This is a genomic window from Telluria sp. PB2R4 (genome assembly GCF_059685695.1).
In genome coordinates this window covers 117,728-132,450 of the sequence record NZ_JCASIC010000005.1, presented here as the reverse complement: position 1 = coordinate 132,450, position 14,723 = coordinate 117,728, and the positions used below count along the sequence as shown (strand labels likewise).

General features: G+C 66.5%; 14 protein-coding genes. All 14 read left to right on the top strand.

Translation table 11 applies throughout. The features are described from left to right. The first annotated feature begins 2 nt into the window (after positions 1-2). Positions 3-1,331 (top strand): nucleotide sugar dehydrogenase, encoded by a 1,329-nt coding sequence (locus tag AC56LU_RS10640; protein ID WP_497175567.1) that lies wholly within the window; start codon positions 3-5, stop codon positions 1,329-1,331. A gap of 47 nt (positions 1,332-1,378) precedes the next feature. Beyond that, positions 1,379-2,440, top strand: coding sequence for a Gfo/Idh/MocA family protein (locus AC56LU_RS10635; protein WP_497175566.1), 1,062 nt, complete (start codon positions 1,379-1,381; stop codon positions 2,438-2,440). A 2-nt stretch (positions 2,441-2,442) separates the two neighbouring features. Next, positions 2,443-3,054, top strand: coding sequence for an acyltransferase (locus AC56LU_RS10630; RefSeq protein ID WP_497175565.1), 612 nt, complete (start codon positions 2,443-2,445; stop codon positions 3,052-3,054). A 15-nt stretch (positions 3,055-3,069) separates the two neighbouring features. Next, on the top strand, positions 3,070-4,251 hold the full coding sequence (locus AC56LU_RS10625; RefSeq protein WP_497175564.1) for a DegT/DnrJ/EryC1/StrS family aminotransferase: 1,182 nt from the start codon (positions 3,070-3,072) through the stop codon (positions 4,249-4,251). Between the two features lie 26 nt (positions 4,252-4,277). Next, positions 4,278-5,537 (top strand): lipopolysaccharide biosynthesis protein, encoded by a 1,260-nt coding sequence (locus tag AC56LU_RS10620; RefSeq protein WP_497175563.1) that lies wholly within the window; start codon positions 4,278-4,280, stop codon positions 5,535-5,537. Continuing rightward, complete coding sequence (locus AC56LU_RS10615; RefSeq protein WP_497175562.1) at positions 5,534-6,799, top strand: hypothetical protein; 1,266 nt, start codon at positions 5,534-5,536, stop codon at positions 6,797-6,799. The genes AC56LU_RS10620 and AC56LU_RS10615 overlap by 4 nt, the downstream gene beginning before the upstream one ends. Further along, positions 6,726-7,907: a glycosyltransferase family 4 protein gene (locus AC56LU_RS10610; protein WP_497175561.1), complete on the top strand. Its 1,182-nt coding sequence runs from the start codon at positions 6,726-6,728 to the stop codon at positions 7,905-7,907. Before AC56LU_RS10615 ends, AC56LU_RS10610 begins: the two co-directional genes overlap by 74 nt. 123 nt (positions 7,908-8,030) lie before the next feature. Beyond that, positions 8,031-8,681, top strand: coding sequence for a hypothetical protein (locus AC56LU_RS10605; protein WP_497175560.1), 651 nt, complete (start codon positions 8,031-8,033; stop codon positions 8,679-8,681). 5 nt (positions 8,682-8,686) lie between these two features. Next, on the top strand, positions 8,687-9,487 hold the full coding sequence (locus AC56LU_RS10600; RefSeq protein ID WP_497175559.1) for a hypothetical protein: 801 nt from the start codon (positions 8,687-8,689) through the stop codon (positions 9,485-9,487). A gap of 23 nt (positions 9,488-9,510) precedes the next feature. Then, the gene (locus tag AC56LU_RS10595; RefSeq protein ID WP_497175558.1) at positions 9,511-10,758 is read left to right on the top strand and encodes a glycosyltransferase family 4 protein; all 1,248 of its coding nucleotides are present in this window, start codon (positions 9,511-9,513) and stop codon (positions 10,756-10,758) included. Beyond that, positions 10,751-11,959 (top strand): DegT/DnrJ/EryC1/StrS family aminotransferase, encoded by a 1,209-nt coding sequence (locus AC56LU_RS10590; protein WP_497175557.1) that lies wholly within the window; start codon positions 10,751-10,753, stop codon positions 11,957-11,959. The genes AC56LU_RS10595 and AC56LU_RS10590 overlap by 8 nt, the downstream gene beginning before the upstream one ends. Then, a complete protein-coding gene (locus AC56LU_RS10585; RefSeq protein ID WP_497175556.1) occupies positions 11,956-12,546 on the top strand; it encodes a sugar transferase in 591 nt (196 codons plus the stop codon). Before AC56LU_RS10590 ends, AC56LU_RS10585 begins: the two co-directional genes overlap by 4 nt. A gap of 22 nt (positions 12,547-12,568) precedes the next feature. Further along, positions 12,569-13,222, top strand: a complete 654-nt coding sequence (locus AC56LU_RS10580; RefSeq protein ID WP_497175555.1) for a hypothetical protein — start codon at positions 12,569-12,571, stop codon at positions 13,220-13,222. 67 nt (positions 13,223-13,289) lie between these two features. Continuing rightward, complete coding sequence (locus AC56LU_RS10575; RefSeq protein WP_497175554.1) at positions 13,290-14,438, top strand: acyltransferase family protein; 1,149 nt, start codon at positions 13,290-13,292, stop codon at positions 14,436-14,438. The last annotated feature ends 285 nt before the right edge of the window (positions 14,439-14,723 follow it).

Genomic DNA, 14,723 nt, shown 5'->3' with positions numbered 1-14,723 from the left:
ACATGCGCGACGAGAACACCTCCCCTCACCTGGAGCAGCTGCTGGCCAAGCTGCTGGACCGCACCGCCGTCATCGGCATTGTCGGCCTCGGCTACGTCGGCCTGCCGCTGACCCTCTGCTACGCGGCGCAAGGCTTCAAGGTGCTCGGCATCGACATCGATACCGAGAAGGTCGAGCGCCTGAACCGCGGGGAGAGCTACATCAAGCACATCGACGCCAGGGCGATCGGCTCGGCGCGCGAACTGGGCTTCGAAGCCACCGCCGACTTCACCCGTGCCGGCGAGGCCGACGCCCTGATCATCTGCGTGCCGACCCCGCTGAACGCCTTCCGCGAACCCGACCTGTCCTACGTGCTCGGCACCGTCAGCGCCCTGCTGCCCTATGTGCGCGAAGGCCAGGTGATGTCGCTGGAAAGCACCACCTACCCCGGCACCACCGAGGAAGAACTGCGCCCGCGGCTCGAATCGCGCGGCTTCACGGTGGGACGCGACCTGTTCCTGGTGTTCTCGCCCGAGCGCGAAGACCCGGGCAACCCGCACTTCCAGACCCGCACCATTCCCAAGGTCTGCGGCGGCTCCACGGCCGCCTGCCTCGAGGCCGGCGTGGCCCTGTACCGCGCCGCCGTGGACCACGTGGTGCCGGTCAGCTCGACCCGCGCGGCCGAGCTGACCAAGCTGCTCGAGAACATCCACCGCGCCGTCAACATCGGCCTGGTCAACGAAATGAAGATCATTGCCGACCGCATGGGCATCGACATCCACGAGGTGATCCGCGCCGCCGCGACCAAGCCCTTCGGCTTCACCCCCTATTACCCGGGCCCCGGCCTGGGCGGCCACTGCATCCCGATCGACCCCTTCTACCTCACCTGGAAGGCGCGCGAATACGGCGTGCACACCCGCTTCATCGAGCTGGCCGGCGAGATCAACAGCGACATGCCGCACTGGGTGATCGGCAAGGTGGCCGATGCCCTGAACGAGCGCGGCCGCTCGATCATGGGCAGCCGCGTGCTCGTGCTCGGGATCGCCTACAAGAAAGATGTCGAGGACATGCGCGAATCGCCCTCGGTCGCCCTGATGGAGATCCTGCGCCGCAAGGGAGCCACCGTCGACTACTCGGATCCGCACGTGCCGGTGTTCCCGCGCATGCGCGAGCACCGCTTCGACCTGTCCAGCGTGCCCTTGAACCCGAACGTGATCGCCTCCTACGACGTGGTGCTGATTGCAACCGCGCACAGCGCCTTCGACTACGAGCTGGTCCGCCAATACGCGAACCTGATCGTCGACACCCGCGGCGTCTACACCGAACGCCTGCCGAATGTCGTCAAGGCCTGACCCCAAGCTACCGACCAACAAGCGCCCGTATTGTCCGGAGAATAAGAATGCGTTCCTACCCCCCTGCCATCACTGACCGCAAGATCCGCTTCGCCCTCGTGGGCTGCGGCCGCATTGCGAAGAACCACATGAATGCCCTGCGCGAGCACCATGACCGCTGCGAACTGGTCGGGGTCTGCGACGTCGACCCGCGTGCGCTCGAGGCCGCCGCCGGCGAAACCGGAGCCCGCGCCTGGCGCAGCCTCGACCGGATGCTGGCCGAGTGCGAGGCCGACGCTTTTATCCTGTGCACGCCGTCCGGGCTGCACCCGCAGCAAGCGATCCAGGTGGCGCGCGCCGGCCGCCACGTCATCACCGAAAAGCCGATGGCGACCCGCTGGGAAGACGGCAAGGCCATGGTCGCGGCAGCCGACGCCGCCGGGGTACGCCTGTTCGTCGTCAAGCAGAACCGGCGCAACGCTACCCTCCAGCTGCTGAAGAGCGCGGTCGAGAAAAAGCGCTTCGGACGCATCTACATGGTCAACCTGAACGTGTTCTGGACCCGCCCGGACGAATACTACAACAGCGCCAAGTGGCGCGGCACCTGGGAATTCGACGGCGGCGCCTTCATGAACCAGGCCAGCCACTACGTCGACCTGATCGACTGGATCGTCGGGCCGGTGGAAAGCCTGCAGGCCTACACCGCGACCCTGGCGCGCGACATCGAAGTCGAGGACACCGGCGTCATCAGCCTGCGCTGGCGCAACGGCGCGCTCGGCTCAATGAACGTCACCATGCTGACCTACCCGCGCAACATGGAAGGCTCGATCACCATCCTGGGCGAGCACGGCAGCGTGCGCATCGGCGGCGTCGCCGTCAACGAGGTGCAGCAGTGGGAGTTCGCCACGCCCGACCCCGACGACGAGCGTGTCAAGGAAGCCAGTTACCAGACCACGTCGGTGTACGGTTTCGGCCACCCGCTCTATTACGACAACGTGATCAAGACCCTGCGCGGCGAAGCCGAGCCGGAAACCGACGGGCGCGAAGGCCTGAAGTCGCTCGAGGTGCTGGTGGCCGCCTACCGCTCGGCGCGCGACGGCAAGCGCATCGCCCTGCCGCTGGAGTATTGAACATGGCCATCGTCATCCACTCCAGCGCCATCGTCGACCACGGCGCCGCCCTCGGCGACGGCACCCGGGTCTGGCACTTTGCCCACGTCTGCGCCGGCGCCCGCATCGGCCAAGACTGCTCGCTGGGCCAGAACGTCTATGTCGGCAACGACGTCGTGCTCGGCAACGGGGTCAAGGTCCAGAACAATGTGTCGATCTACGACGCCGTCACGCTCGAAGACGAAGTGTTCTGCGGCCCGAGCATGGTGTTCACCAATGTCTACAACCCGCGCGCGGCGGTCATGCGCAAGCACGAATACCGGCGCACCCTGGTGCGGCGCGGCGCCACCATCGGCGCCAACGCCACCATCGTATGCGGCGTCACCGTCGGCGAATACGCCTTCGTTGCGGCCGGCGCCGTCGTCAACCGCGACGTGCCCGCCTTTGCCCTGGTGGCCGGGGTGCCGGCGCGCCAGATCGGCTGGATCAGCCGCTTCGGCGAACGCCTCGACCTTCCCCTGCCGGGCGCCGTGCAGGACGAAGGCAGGCCGGAAGCCGAAGCCCGCTGCCCCCACACCGGCGACCTGTACGTGCTGCACGAGGGTATCTGCCACCTCGAGCGCGCGGCTTCCTAACCTGACGAGGATCCCATGGATTTCATCGACCTCAAGTCGCAGTACCTCGCTTCCCGCGAACTGATCAACGCCCGCATCCAGGCGGTCCTCGACCATGGCCAGTACATCATGGGGCCGGAGGTGGCCGAACTGGAAGGCAAACTCAGCGCCTACACCGGCGCGCGCCACTGCATCACCGTGTCCTCAGGCACAGAGGCGCTGGTGATCGCCCTGATGGCGCTCGGCATCGAGCCGGGCGACGAAGTCATCACCACGCCCTTCTCCTTCATCGCGACCGCCGAAGCGATCGTGCTGCTGGGCGCCACGCCGGTATTCGTCGACGTCGAAGCCGGCACCTGCAACATCGACCACCGCCTGATCGAGGCCCGCATCACGCCGCGCACCCGCGCCATCATCCCGGTGTCGCTGTACGGCCAGCCGGCCGACATGGACGAGATCAACGCGATCGCCGAACGCCACGGCCTGGCCGTGATCGAAGACGCCGCCCAGAGCTTCGGCGCGACCTACCGCGGCCGCAAAAGCTGCAACCTGTCGACCATCGGCTGTACCAGCTTCTTCCCCAGCAAGCCGCTCGGCTGCTACGGTGACGGCGGCGCCATCTTTACCAGCGACGAGTCGCTGGCCAGCGCCATGCGCGAGATCCGCGTGCACGGCCAGTCGCGCCGCTACGTGCATACCCGCATCGGTGTCGGCGGACGCATGGACACCCTGCAATGCGCCATCGTGCTGGCCAAACTCGACCGCTTCAAATGGGAAGTCGAGCAGCGCCAGCGCGCGGCCGACTGCTACGACGACCTGCTTGGAAGCACAATCCGTAGCACATTCGGCAGCACGCTTCCGGGCAACCCCGGCAAGCTGATCGAGCCGGTCGGCTGCCGTCCGGACCGTACCAGCGTGGTTGCCCAGTACACGGTGCTGGTGCAGCAGCGCGACCGGCTGCAGGCAATCCTGCATGCGGCCGGCATACCCACTGCGGTCCACTATCCGGTGCCCATCGACCAGCAGCCCGCCTACGCGCGCTGGGCCGGGCCGGGCGGCTGCCCGGTGGCGGCCAGCCTGGCCCACGAAGTGCTGAGCCTGCCGATGGGCCCCTACCTCGACCGCCCGAGCGCCCAACGGGTCGTGCAGGCACTGGCGCAGGCGCTGGTCCAGGTGCAGGCGCAAGTGCAGGGCCAGCCCGGCGACAAGGCGGCATGAGCCTCGGACGCGTCAGGCTGATTTGCATGAGGCTGCGCGCGATGCCGGTGCCGCCCTTCTGGCGCAACGTGGCCACGGTGCTGAGCGGGGCCGTGGGCGCCCAGGCCCTGCCGCTGCTGGCCGCGCCGTTCCTGACCCGGATGTGCACTCCGGGGGAGCTGGGTGCGTACAGCGTCTGGCTCGGCATCGTCGCGATCGCGGCAATCGGCGCCACCCTGCGCATGGAGTCGGCAATGATCCTCGATCACGAACCAGAACGGCAGCGCGCCTGTTTCCGGGTCGTGTTCTACAGCGCCACCGTCACCGCCCTGGCGCTCACCCTGCTGGCGGCCGGGGCCCGGCTGGCCGGCGTCGAGGCCGCCGCCAGGCTGCCATGGACCGCCCTGCTCACCATCGGCGTCGGCACCTGGCTCACCGGCTGCATGCAGACCACGCTGGCGTTCGCCACCTCGCACAACGCCTTCGGCAAGGCCGCGCGCGCCAAGGTCAGCACCGCCGCCGTCATCGTCGCCTCCCAGCTGGCCCTGCTGCACGCGGGGCTGGGCGGCGTCGGCCTGGTGCTCGGCCACCTGCTCGGGACCTCAGTCGGCTACGCCACCGCGCGCAGGCTGCTGCACCCGCCCCGCGCGCCGATCGGCTGGCGCCTCGACGCCGAGCAGCGCGGCCACCTGGTCCGGCACCAGAAGTTCTGGCGCTATTCGCTGCCCTCGAACCTGCTCAACGGAGCGGTCAGCCAGCTGCCCCTGTTCCTGATCGGCATGCGCCACGGCGCCCTGGCCGCCGGCCTGTATGCGCTCACCCAGCGCGTGCTGTCGGCCCCGGTTTCCCTGATCGCCGCCTCGGTGCTGGAAGTGTTCAAGCGCGAATCCGTGCGCGAGTTCGAGGAACACGGCAACTGCACCCGGGCCTACCGCCACACCTTCAAGGCCCTGGCGCTGCTCGGCGCGGGGCCGGCCCTGATCCTGCTGTTGTTCGCCCCGGACCTGTTTGCCCTGGTGTTCGGCAAGCAATGGCGCGAGTCTGGCGAGCTGGCCCAGCTGATGGCGCCGCTGTTCCTGCTGAATTTCATCGCCAGCCCGCTCAGCTACGTATTCGCCGCCGCCGGGCGCCAGCAGGCCGACCTGTGGTGGCAGATAGCCCTGTTCGCCGTGACGGTGGGCGCCTTCCTGGCGCCGGGCAGTGTGGTGCAGAACGTGCTGTGGTACGTGATCGGGTATGGCTGCCTGTACCTGGTGTACCTGCACATGTCCTGGCAGTGTTCACGCAACGTCATGGTGGCAGCATGAACACGCCACGCAAGGGTGAGCGGGCATTGCGCGGGTGGGAGCGGCGCGACCAGCTGGTGCTGGTCGGCAGTTTCTTCGCACTGTTCCCGGGATTTTTCTTCTATCACACGCTGCTCGGCACCGGTACCACCGGGGCCTTCCTGGGCGGCTATTTCGCACCGATGGCGCTGCTGTTCGCCATCCCGATGGGCCTGATCTACCTGTCGCGCATGCGCCGCGACCCACGCCGCCTGACGATGGTCGACCTCCATTACGGCCTGTTCTTCGCTTATTTTCTGACGGTCGTGGTGGTCAACGGTGCGGCCGGCGCCAACCGTGTCATCGTCACCAACCACATCCTCGGCGTGCTGTTCATGGCGCTGGTCTTCATCCAGTTCAGCTTCATCGACTTCGACAGCCGCCGCTTCCGGATCGTCGGCCTGCTCAGCCTGGCGGCGATGTCCTCGATCGCCTTCTCGAACTCGGTCGACGGGGTGTTCTACCTGGGCGCACTGGGCATCGCCAAGGATCCGAACGCGCTCGCCACCTACCAGGGCTTTTCGCGCTCTTACCTGTTTACTTACCTGGCGGTGGTCTGCTTCACACGCAGCCTGCCGCTGCGCCTGGTGCTGCATGGCCTGGGTGCGGCGACCCTGTTCGTCAACACGGCCCGTAGCGAATTCGCGGCCCTGATGTTCGCCATCCCGCTGATCGAATTCTACTTTTCGCGCCACAAGCTGGTCTTCCTGCTGGCCGTCGCCATGCTTGCGGCGCTGGCCGCCATGTATTTCGACCAGATCCTGGCGTCCCTTCCCTCCAACCGCATCCTGGAACTGCTCGACCTGTCGCATTCGACCTCGGCCAACAGGCGCCGGCAGTTCACCGTGCACGCCTGGCAGACCGTGGCCGCCCATCCGCTGTTCGGCGACTATGCCAGCTACAAGCCGGGTCATTACTCGCACAACGTGCTGTCGGCCTGGGTCGACCTCGGCCTGTTCGGCATGGTCTACCTGGCGGCGCTGGCGATCCTGCCCATCACGCCGATGTTCTTCCACGAGTACTTTGCCGCCCGTGCACGCGGACTGTTCATGTGCGCGTTTGCCTTCGCCTGCGTCACCGTGCTGCTGTTGGTGACGTCCCACTATTTCACCGACATGCTGCTCAGCGCCACCCTCGGCGCCTGCGCACGTTATTCGTACGAGAGGAAACATGGCCCGCATCGTGCACTTGAGCTCGGCACATCCGCGCTTCGATACCCGGATCTTCGTCAAGCAGTGCCGTAGCCTCGCCAGCCACGGGCATGAGCTCACCCTGGTGGTGGCCGACGGTCTCGGTGACGCCGACCGCGACGGCATCCGGATCCTCGATGTCGGGCGCCCGTCCAGCCGGCGCGAACGCATGCTGCGCACGACGCAGCGGGTCGGGCGCGCCGCCCTGGCCCTCGGGGGCGATGTCTATCAGCTGCACGATCCCGAGCTGATACCTGTCGGCCTGCGCCTGGCCCTTGCCGGCCGCAAGGTGGTGTTCGACGCCCATGAGGACGTGCCTTCCCAGCTGCTCGACAAGCCCTATCTGTCGCCGCGCAACGCGCGCCTGTTGTCGCGCGCCTATGCGGCGCTCGAGCGCAGCGCACTGCGCCGCTTCGACGGGGTGCTGGCGGCGACGCCGCTGATCCGCGACCGGCTGGCCGCCCACAACGCGCTGACCGTCGACGTCAACAACTATCCGCGCGCCGAAGAGTTCATGGGGCCGCAATTGGCAGGGCCGGCACAGCTGCGCGACAGCGTCTGCTACGTCGGCAGCATCTCGGCAATCCGCGGGATACGCGAACTGGTGGCCGCATGCGCCCTCCTGCACGCGCCGGCACGCCTTAAGCTGGCCGGCAGCTTCGCCGAGGCCGAGCTCGAAGCCGAGGTGAGGAGCCAGCCGGGCTGGCGCCGGGTCGATGCGCTCGGCCACCTCGACCGCGGCGGCGTCGCCGGGGTGATGGAACGCGCCTTCGCCGGCCTGGTCACCCTGTTGCCGACCGCCAGCTACCGCGAAGCCTTGCCGGTCAAGATGTTCGAGTACATGGCTGCCGGTGTTCCCGTGATCGCCTCCGACTTTCCGCTGTGGCGCGACATCGTCGAAGGCAGCGGGTGCGGCCTGTGCGTCGATCCGCGCGACCCGCAAGCGATCGCCGCCGCCATCGACCACTTGGCCAGCCATCCGAACCAGGCGCGCGACATGGGCGCCAACGGCCGCCGCGCGGTGCTCGAACGCTACAACTGGAAAAACGAAGAGGACAAACTGATCGCATTTTATGCCGACCTGCTGGCGCCACATCCCTATCGAACGAATCCGTTCAGGAAAGGTAGCCTGGCCACCCATTCAATCCGATCAATTGACTAAGTTGGAGGGCCGGTGTTTACGTTAGTTCAAATGGGACCAGGGCCATCAGCCGTATTGTCTAGTTATCAAAGAAATATGAGACCGACTATGTTATTGCAACACTACAATACATTTCTCGAGGTAATGAAACTGCCGCGCGCCCGGCTCTATTTCTCGCAACAAATCGATCCGGTCGATATCAAGGCGGCCTATCGCGCTTACACAAAACCGCATCCCCGTTTCAAGATCATCCGGCATAAAACCATCGGCGCCGCCCTGATCGACCTGGCGCAATTTCCAACGGGCGAAGCCTACCTGGAACATATCAAGGGCAAGAACCAGGGCGCCTATCACGCCAAGCGGGCCCGCAGCCGCGGTTATGTCGTACGTGAAATAGACCGTAATGAGCACATCGACGATATTCACGACATTAATACCAGTCTCGACGTTCGCCAGGGCCGCAGGATGGACGAGAAATACCTGGAAAAACAGGAACGTTTTGATAACCAACAGCATTTCCATTATTGGGGCGTATTCAACCCGCAGGGAAAGCTCGTCGCTTATGCCACCTTGGGCATTTACGGGAATTTTGCCTCGTTTTCCCAGATGATGGGAATTCGTAATAACGACGGCATCATGCATCTGTTGCTGAGCGAGGCGGTGTGCCAGCTGATACAAGCCGGTAAGGTCCGCTACGTCATGTACGACACCTTCTTCGGCGCCCAGCAAGGACTCCGGAACTTCAAGACCATCCTGGGTTTCCGCCCCTACCGCGCCAGCTATTTCCTGCAATGAACGCCATGCTCAACCGTGTCTATGCCGATTACCTGATGCCGAGCCGGCTCGGCGAATACGATGCCCTGGTGCGCGAAGTGGCCGCCGCCGGCTACGCCCAGTTGTCGGTGCGCGACTTCTTTCGCCAGATTCAGGGCGCACAAGACACATCCGGTAAGTCCGCCGTATGCCCCAGGAGCCCCAGCTTCGTGCACCGGCACGACATCGACAGCGACCTGCGCACCGCCAGGAAGATGTTCGACATCGAGTCGCGCCACGGCGTCCATGCGAGCTATTACTTCCGCTTGTGTACGCTCGATTTCGGCTTCATGCGCGAGATCGAAGCCGCCGGCAGCGAAGCCAGCTACCACTACGAAGAGGTAGCCGATTTCGCCAAGCGTCACCGGCTGCGCAGCGCCGACGCCGTGCGCCTGCGTTTCCCTGAAATCCGCGAACTGTTCGCCCGCAACATCAGCGGGATCGTCGAACGCCTGGGATCGCCGATCACGACGGTGGCCAGCCACGGCGACTTCGCCAACCGCCGCCTGAAAGTCATCAACCACGAACTGCTGCGCGACGAAGGCTTGCGCAAGCGCTGCGGCATCGAATGCGAATCCTACGACGCCGAGCTGCTGCGCTGCTTCGACATCTATATCAGCGACCGCAAGCATCCAGTCTATTACTACCCGCTGTCGCCGTTCGAGGCGCTGGGGAAGCACCGGCATATCTGCCTGCTCACCCACCCGGTGCAGTGGGAAACCAACTGGGTGGAAAGCACGCGCTGCAACGTGCGCCGCCTGGTCGAAGAAGTCGCATGGCGCGCCTGACGCGCGCTTATCCCGGGAATGCAATGAACATCCTCCTGATCAACCACTATGCCGGTTCGGTCCACCACGGCATGGAATACCGGCCCTACTACCTGGCGCGCGAGTGGGTCCGGCTCGGACACCGGGTGCGGATCGTCGCAGCCAGCCACGCCCACGTGCGCGCCATCGCGCCGGACATGGCGGGACGCGACCGGCGCGACGAGAACATCGACGGCATCGACTACACCTGGCTCGCGACGCCGCCCTACCGCGGCAACGGACTGGCGCGGGTACGCAACATGGCGGCTTTCGTCCTGCGCCTGTGGCGCGAGGCGCGCCTGCTTGCCCGCGAGGTCGCGCCGCAAGTCGTCATCGCCTCCAGCACCTACCCGCTCGACATCTGGCCGGCGCACCGGATCGCGCGTCTTGCCAATGCCCGCCTGCTGCACGAGGTGCACGACCTGTGGCCGCTGTCGCCGATGGAACTGGGCGGCTTCTCGCGCCACCATCCCTTCATCCGGCTGTTGCAGGCGGCCGAAGATTACGCCTGCCGCCACGCCGACACGGTGGTCTCGATCCTGCCCAAGGTGCGCGAACACCTCGAGGCGCGCGGCATGGCGCCGCACAAGCTGCACGTGGTTCCCAATGGAACCGACCCGGCCGAGTGGCTGGCAGCGCCGCCCGCCCTGCCCGAGGAGCTCGACGCCCTGCTGGCCGGCCTGCGCGCCCAGGGCCGCACCGTGGTCGGCTATGCGGGCAGCCACGGACTGGCCAATGCGCTCGACACCTTGCTCGAGGCTGCGGCCCGCATGAAAGACCGGCCGCTGGCCTTCGTCCTGGTGGGAGACGGTCCCGAGAAGGCCCGCCTGGCGCGGCGCGCACGCGAACTGGGGCTCTCCAACCTGCACTTCGCGGCGCCGATCCCGAAGGCCCAGATCCCGGCCTTGATGGCCCTGCTCGACATCGCCTACCTCGGCTGGCAGCGCCAGCCGCTGTACCGCTTCGGCATCGCGCCGAACAAGCTGATCGACTACATGATGGGCGGCTGCCCGGTGCTGCACGCCGTGGAGGCCGGCAACGATCCGGTACACGAAGCCGGCTGCGGCCTGACGGTCGCGCCGGAAGACCCTGCCGCCGTCGCCGCCGGGCTGGCCGCCCTGCTGGCCATGTCCAGGCGCGAACGCCGCGCGCTGGGCGAGCGCGGTCGCATCCACGCACTGGCCAACCTGACCTATCCCGTCCTCGGACAACGTTTCCTGACCACTTTCGCACACGAGGTTACCCATGGCTGAACAGGCACAAGCCGCAGCGACGTCGCATACCGACCCATTGGACGACTCGCCCCCGACATTCCTGCCCTTCGCGCTGCCCGACATCGGCGACGAGGAAATCCGCGCCGTCTCGGCCTGCCTGCGCACCGGCTGGGTGACCACCGGGCCGGTCACGCGCAACTTCGAGCAGGAATTCCGCGCCTACCTGGGCGGCGACGTCGAGGCGATCTCGGTCAATTCCGCCACCGCCGGCCTGCACCTGGCGCTGGAGAGCGTGGGCATCGGCCCCGGCGACGAAGTCATCGTTCCCACCATGACCTTCACCGCCACCGCCGAAGTCGTGCGCTATCTCGGCGCACGGCCGGTGTTCGTCGACATCGACCCAGTTACCCTGAACATCTGGCCCGAGGCCATCGCCGCCGCCATCACGCCGCGCACCCGTGCCGTGATGCCGGTGCACTACGCCGGCCTGGCCTGCGACATGGACGCCATCCTGGCGCTGGCGGCACGGCACGGCCTGCGCGTCATCGACGACGCGGCGCACGCCTTCCCCACCCGCCTCGACGGCAGGCTGGTCGGCACGCTGGGCAGCGACATCACCGTGTTCAGCTTCTATGCCAACAAGACCATGACCACCGGCGAAGGCGGCATGGTGGTCACGCGCGACCCGGAACTGGCGGCGCGCATGCGCACCATGCGCCTGCACGGCATCAGCCGCGACGCCTTCGACCGCTACACCTCGCGCGTGCCGGCCTGGTACTACGAAGTGATCGCGGCGGGCTTCAAGTACAACCTGACCGACATCGCGTCGGCGATCGGCATCGAGCAACTGCGCAAGATCGACCGCTTCCAGCAGCGCCGCACCTGGCTGGCCCAACGCTACGACGAAGCGCTGGCCGAACTGCCCCTGCGGCTACCGGCGCGTCCCGCACTGGGCAGCACCCATGCCTGGCACCTGTACGTGGTGCGCCTGCTAGACGGCGCCGGCGTCACACGCGACGAGCTCATCAACGAGTTGTCCGAACGCGGCATCGGCACCAGCGTGCATTTCATTCCGCTCCACCGCCAGCCCTACTGGCGCGACAGCTGCGGCCTGAATCCGGAAAGTTTCCCGGTGGCCGAAGCCAGCTTCGAGGCCATGCTCACGCTGCCGCTGTACACCCGGATGCTCGATTCCGACCAGGACCGCGTGACCGCGGCGCTGCACGAGCTGCTGTCATGAGCAAGCGCGCATTCGACCTGCTGGGCGCCGCGGCCGGGCTGCTGCTGCTGGCCCCGGTGCTGCTGCTGATCGCGGTCTGGATCAGGTTCGATTCCAGCGGCCCGGTGCTGTACCGCCAGCAGCGCGTCGGTCGCGGCGGCAAGCCGTTCACGATCTACAAGTTCCGCACCATGCAGCAGCGCCCGGTGGACGGTTCCCAGCTGACCGTCGGCGCCGATCCGCGCGTGACCCGGGCCGGACGCTTCCTGCGCCATTACAAGCTCGACGAACTGCCGCAACTGTGGAACGTCGTCCAGGGCAGCATGAGCCTGGTTGGACCGCGGCCCGAAGTGCCGCGCTATGTCGACTGCTATCCGCCCGAGCAGCGGCGCGTGGTGCTGTCCGTCGCGCCCGGAATCACCGACTGGGCCGCGATCCGCTACAAGGACGAGAACGCAATCCTGGCGCGCGCGGCCGACGCGGAGCGGGCCTATGTCGAAGCCGTGCTGCCGGTCAAGCTGGACTACTACGTGCGCTATGTGAAAGAACGCAGTTTCTGGGGCGACGTGCGGATCATCGCGCACACGCTCGCCGCCATCGTTCGCTGAGCCTTGAATCGGCGGACAAGCGATGCAGCTGCTGCACCTCGGCGACCTCGAGCTGACCCTGCCGCTGGCTGCGGCGGCAGGCGCATGGATGGCAGGTGCCCGCGCCTGGCGTGCAGCGGGCGCCTGGGTACTCCTGTATTCCTGCGTCATCGCCCTCGTCGGCGGCAGCAAGATCGCCTACCTGGGCTGGGGCCTCGATATCGCCGTGCTCGATTTCAAGGCCTTCAGCGGCCACGCGGCCGGCGTGACTGCGGTGTACCCGGTGCTGGGCTACTTGCTGTGCCGTCCAGCCGGGCGCAGGTGCGCGCTTGCCGCTACCGGTGCCGGGCTGGCGCTGGGCCTGTTGATGGCCGCCGCGCTGGTCCGGCAGGACGAACATGCGGTCGCTGAAGCGGCTGCCGGCTGGCTGCTGGGCGCAGTCGCGAGCGTCGGCACCGTGTTTCAAGCCGAGTTTCAAGCCGTGTTTCGAGCCGGGTTTCAAGCCGACCATCAGGCCGGGAACCAGGCGGCGCGGCGCGGGGTCGTGCCCGGCCCGGCGGCGGCCATCTGCGGGCTTACGGTTTTCTTTGCATCGGCTTCGCTGATGCAATCGGCGCATGTCGGCTACTGGATGATCAAGCTCGCGATCGTGCTGTCAGGCAACGCGCAGCCCTATTCCTGGGACACGTGCGGCTAGCAAATTTCTACAAATGGAGAGACACATGGTTTCCTTCCCCTCGATACATTGGCAAGCACGAGCGCCCTTGGGCGAGAACGCGCTGCAGTCGCTCCTGATCTCCGCCTTGCGCGGCCTCGCGGCCCTGCAGGTGGCGGCAGCGCACCTGCGCGCCGAGATTTATCCGGGCCTGAGCACGCTCGAAGACCCCTCGCTGGCTTACATGGGTCTGGCCTTCTTCACCGGTTTCGCGCACCAGGCGGTGGTCGTCTTCTTCCTGATCAGCGGCTGGCTGGTGGGAGGCAGCCTGATGAACCGCTTCGGCAAGCCGCAGGCGATCGCCCATTATGCGATCGACCGCTTCACCCGCCTCTGGACCGTGCTGGTCCCGACCCTGCTGCTGACACTTGTGATTGGCGTGGTCGTCGGCGCCGCCGCGCCCGGCCCGGTGGATTTCAATCCGGCCAACGAATTCTCGGCCGCGTCCCTGGCCGGCAACCTGTTCGGCCTGCAGACTGTCAGCGTGCCTGAATTCGGCGGCAACTATCCCCTGTGGAGCCTGGCGCATGAAACCTGGTACTACATCCAGTTCCCCTTGCTGCTGCTAGTGATCGCCGGAGGCGGCGTGCTGCGCCGTGCCGCCGCCGCCGCTGCCCTGGTCCTGCTGCTGGCGACGATGCGCGACATGATCTCGCTGTATTTCGCTGTCTGGCTGCTGGGCGCCGCGTTTTCGCGCATCCGTATCGATTGCGGGAAATCATGGCAAGCGCTGTTGCTGGTGCTGACCACAGCCCTGTTCGTGTATTACCGCCTGCGTGGCACCAACGACGACCTTGTGCCCGGGTCATTCGTGCAGGACATCATCTGCAGCATTCCCTTCCTGCTCCTGCTGGCTTCGTTCCAGCAAGGGGTCGACGCGCGTGCGCCGGCCTATGGCCGGGCCAACCGGGTCGCGGTGTTCTTCTCGGAGTTTTCGTTCTCGCTGTACGTGCTCCACGTCCCGGTGATCGGCCTGATGCGCTACCTGAGGCGCGAACACCTGGGGAGCGAGCGCCTCGACCCGAACTCCGCAACGGATTTCCTTTGGTACGTCGTCATGCTCGGTGCGGTGGTGCTGGCCGGGTATCTGTTCTATCTGCTGTTCGAGCGGCACACCATCCGACTCCGCAATGCCCTGAAAAACTGGCTGCTGGCACCGCGTGCCAAACCGGTACAGGTCGCACTGTCGCCGGACTGAAGCAATCGATTAGGGCTCACAGTCACGGACCGGCTGCGGCCCCAAACGGGTGTCGGCGCCGGTCCGTATCGCATTCGCGAGTCGGCGACATTCGCCCTGCACTGCCCGCCGCAAACCCGCGCACCGGCCAAGTCGCGCGGCACGGCATTCTGGATGATGGGAAGACGCCGGCGCATGCCGGTTCATGCGGACTGAGAACTGCGGTGCGTGAGCGGGTCTCCCCGTGCTCAGGCGCTAGCTACTCGGCCTGCTGGACACTCCGGCGGATCAGGGACCTGAGCGATC

Excerpts from the sequence above, each read along its gene's own strand:
- AC56LU_RS10595 (WP_497175558.1), top strand. The coding sequence starts at position 9,511 with ATGAACATCCTCCTGATCAACCACTATGCCGGTTCGGTCCACCACGGC.
- AC56LU_RS10635 (WP_497175566.1), top strand. The coding sequence starts at position 1,379 with ATGCGTTCCTACCCCCCTGCCATCACTGACCGCAAGATCCGCTTCGCC.
- AC56LU_RS10615 (WP_497175562.1), top strand. The coding sequence starts at position 5,534 with ATGAACACGCCACGCAAGGGTGAGCGGGCATTGCGCGGGTGGGAGCGG.
- AC56LU_RS10610 (WP_497175561.1), top strand. The coding sequence starts at position 6,726 with ATGGCCCGCATCGTGCACTTGAGCTCGGCACATCCGCGCTTCGATACC.
- AC56LU_RS10590 (WP_497175557.1), top strand. The coding sequence starts at position 10,751 with ATGGCTGAACAGGCACAAGCCGCAGCGACGTCGCATACCGACCCATTG.
- AC56LU_RS10620 (WP_497175563.1), top strand. The coding sequence starts at position 4,278 with ATGAGGCTGCGCGCGATGCCGGTGCCGCCCTTCTGGCGCAACGTGGCC.
- AC56LU_RS10640 (WP_497175567.1), top strand. The coding sequence starts at position 3 with ATGCGCGACGAGAACACCTCCCCTCACCTGGAGCAGCTGCTGGCCAAG.
- AC56LU_RS10625 (WP_497175564.1), top strand. The coding sequence starts at position 3,070 with ATGGATTTCATCGACCTCAAGTCGCAGTACCTCGCTTCCCGCGAACTG.
- AC56LU_RS10600 (WP_497175559.1), top strand. The coding sequence starts at position 8,687 with ATGCTCAACCGTGTCTATGCCGATTACCTGATGCCGAGCCGGCTCGGC.
- AC56LU_RS10630 (WP_497175565.1), top strand. The coding sequence starts at position 2,443 with ATGGCCATCGTCATCCACTCCAGCGCCATCGTCGACCACGGCGCCGCC.
- AC56LU_RS10580 (WP_497175555.1), top strand. The coding sequence starts at position 12,569 with ATGCAGCTGCTGCACCTCGGCGACCTCGAGCTGACCCTGCCGCTGGCT.
- AC56LU_RS10605 (WP_497175560.1), top strand. The coding sequence starts at position 8,031 with ATGAAACTGCCGCGCGCCCGGCTCTATTTCTCGCAACAAATCGATCCG.
- AC56LU_RS10585 (WP_497175556.1), top strand. The coding sequence starts at position 11,956 with ATGAGCAAGCGCGCATTCGACCTGCTGGGCGCCGCGGCCGGGCTGCTG.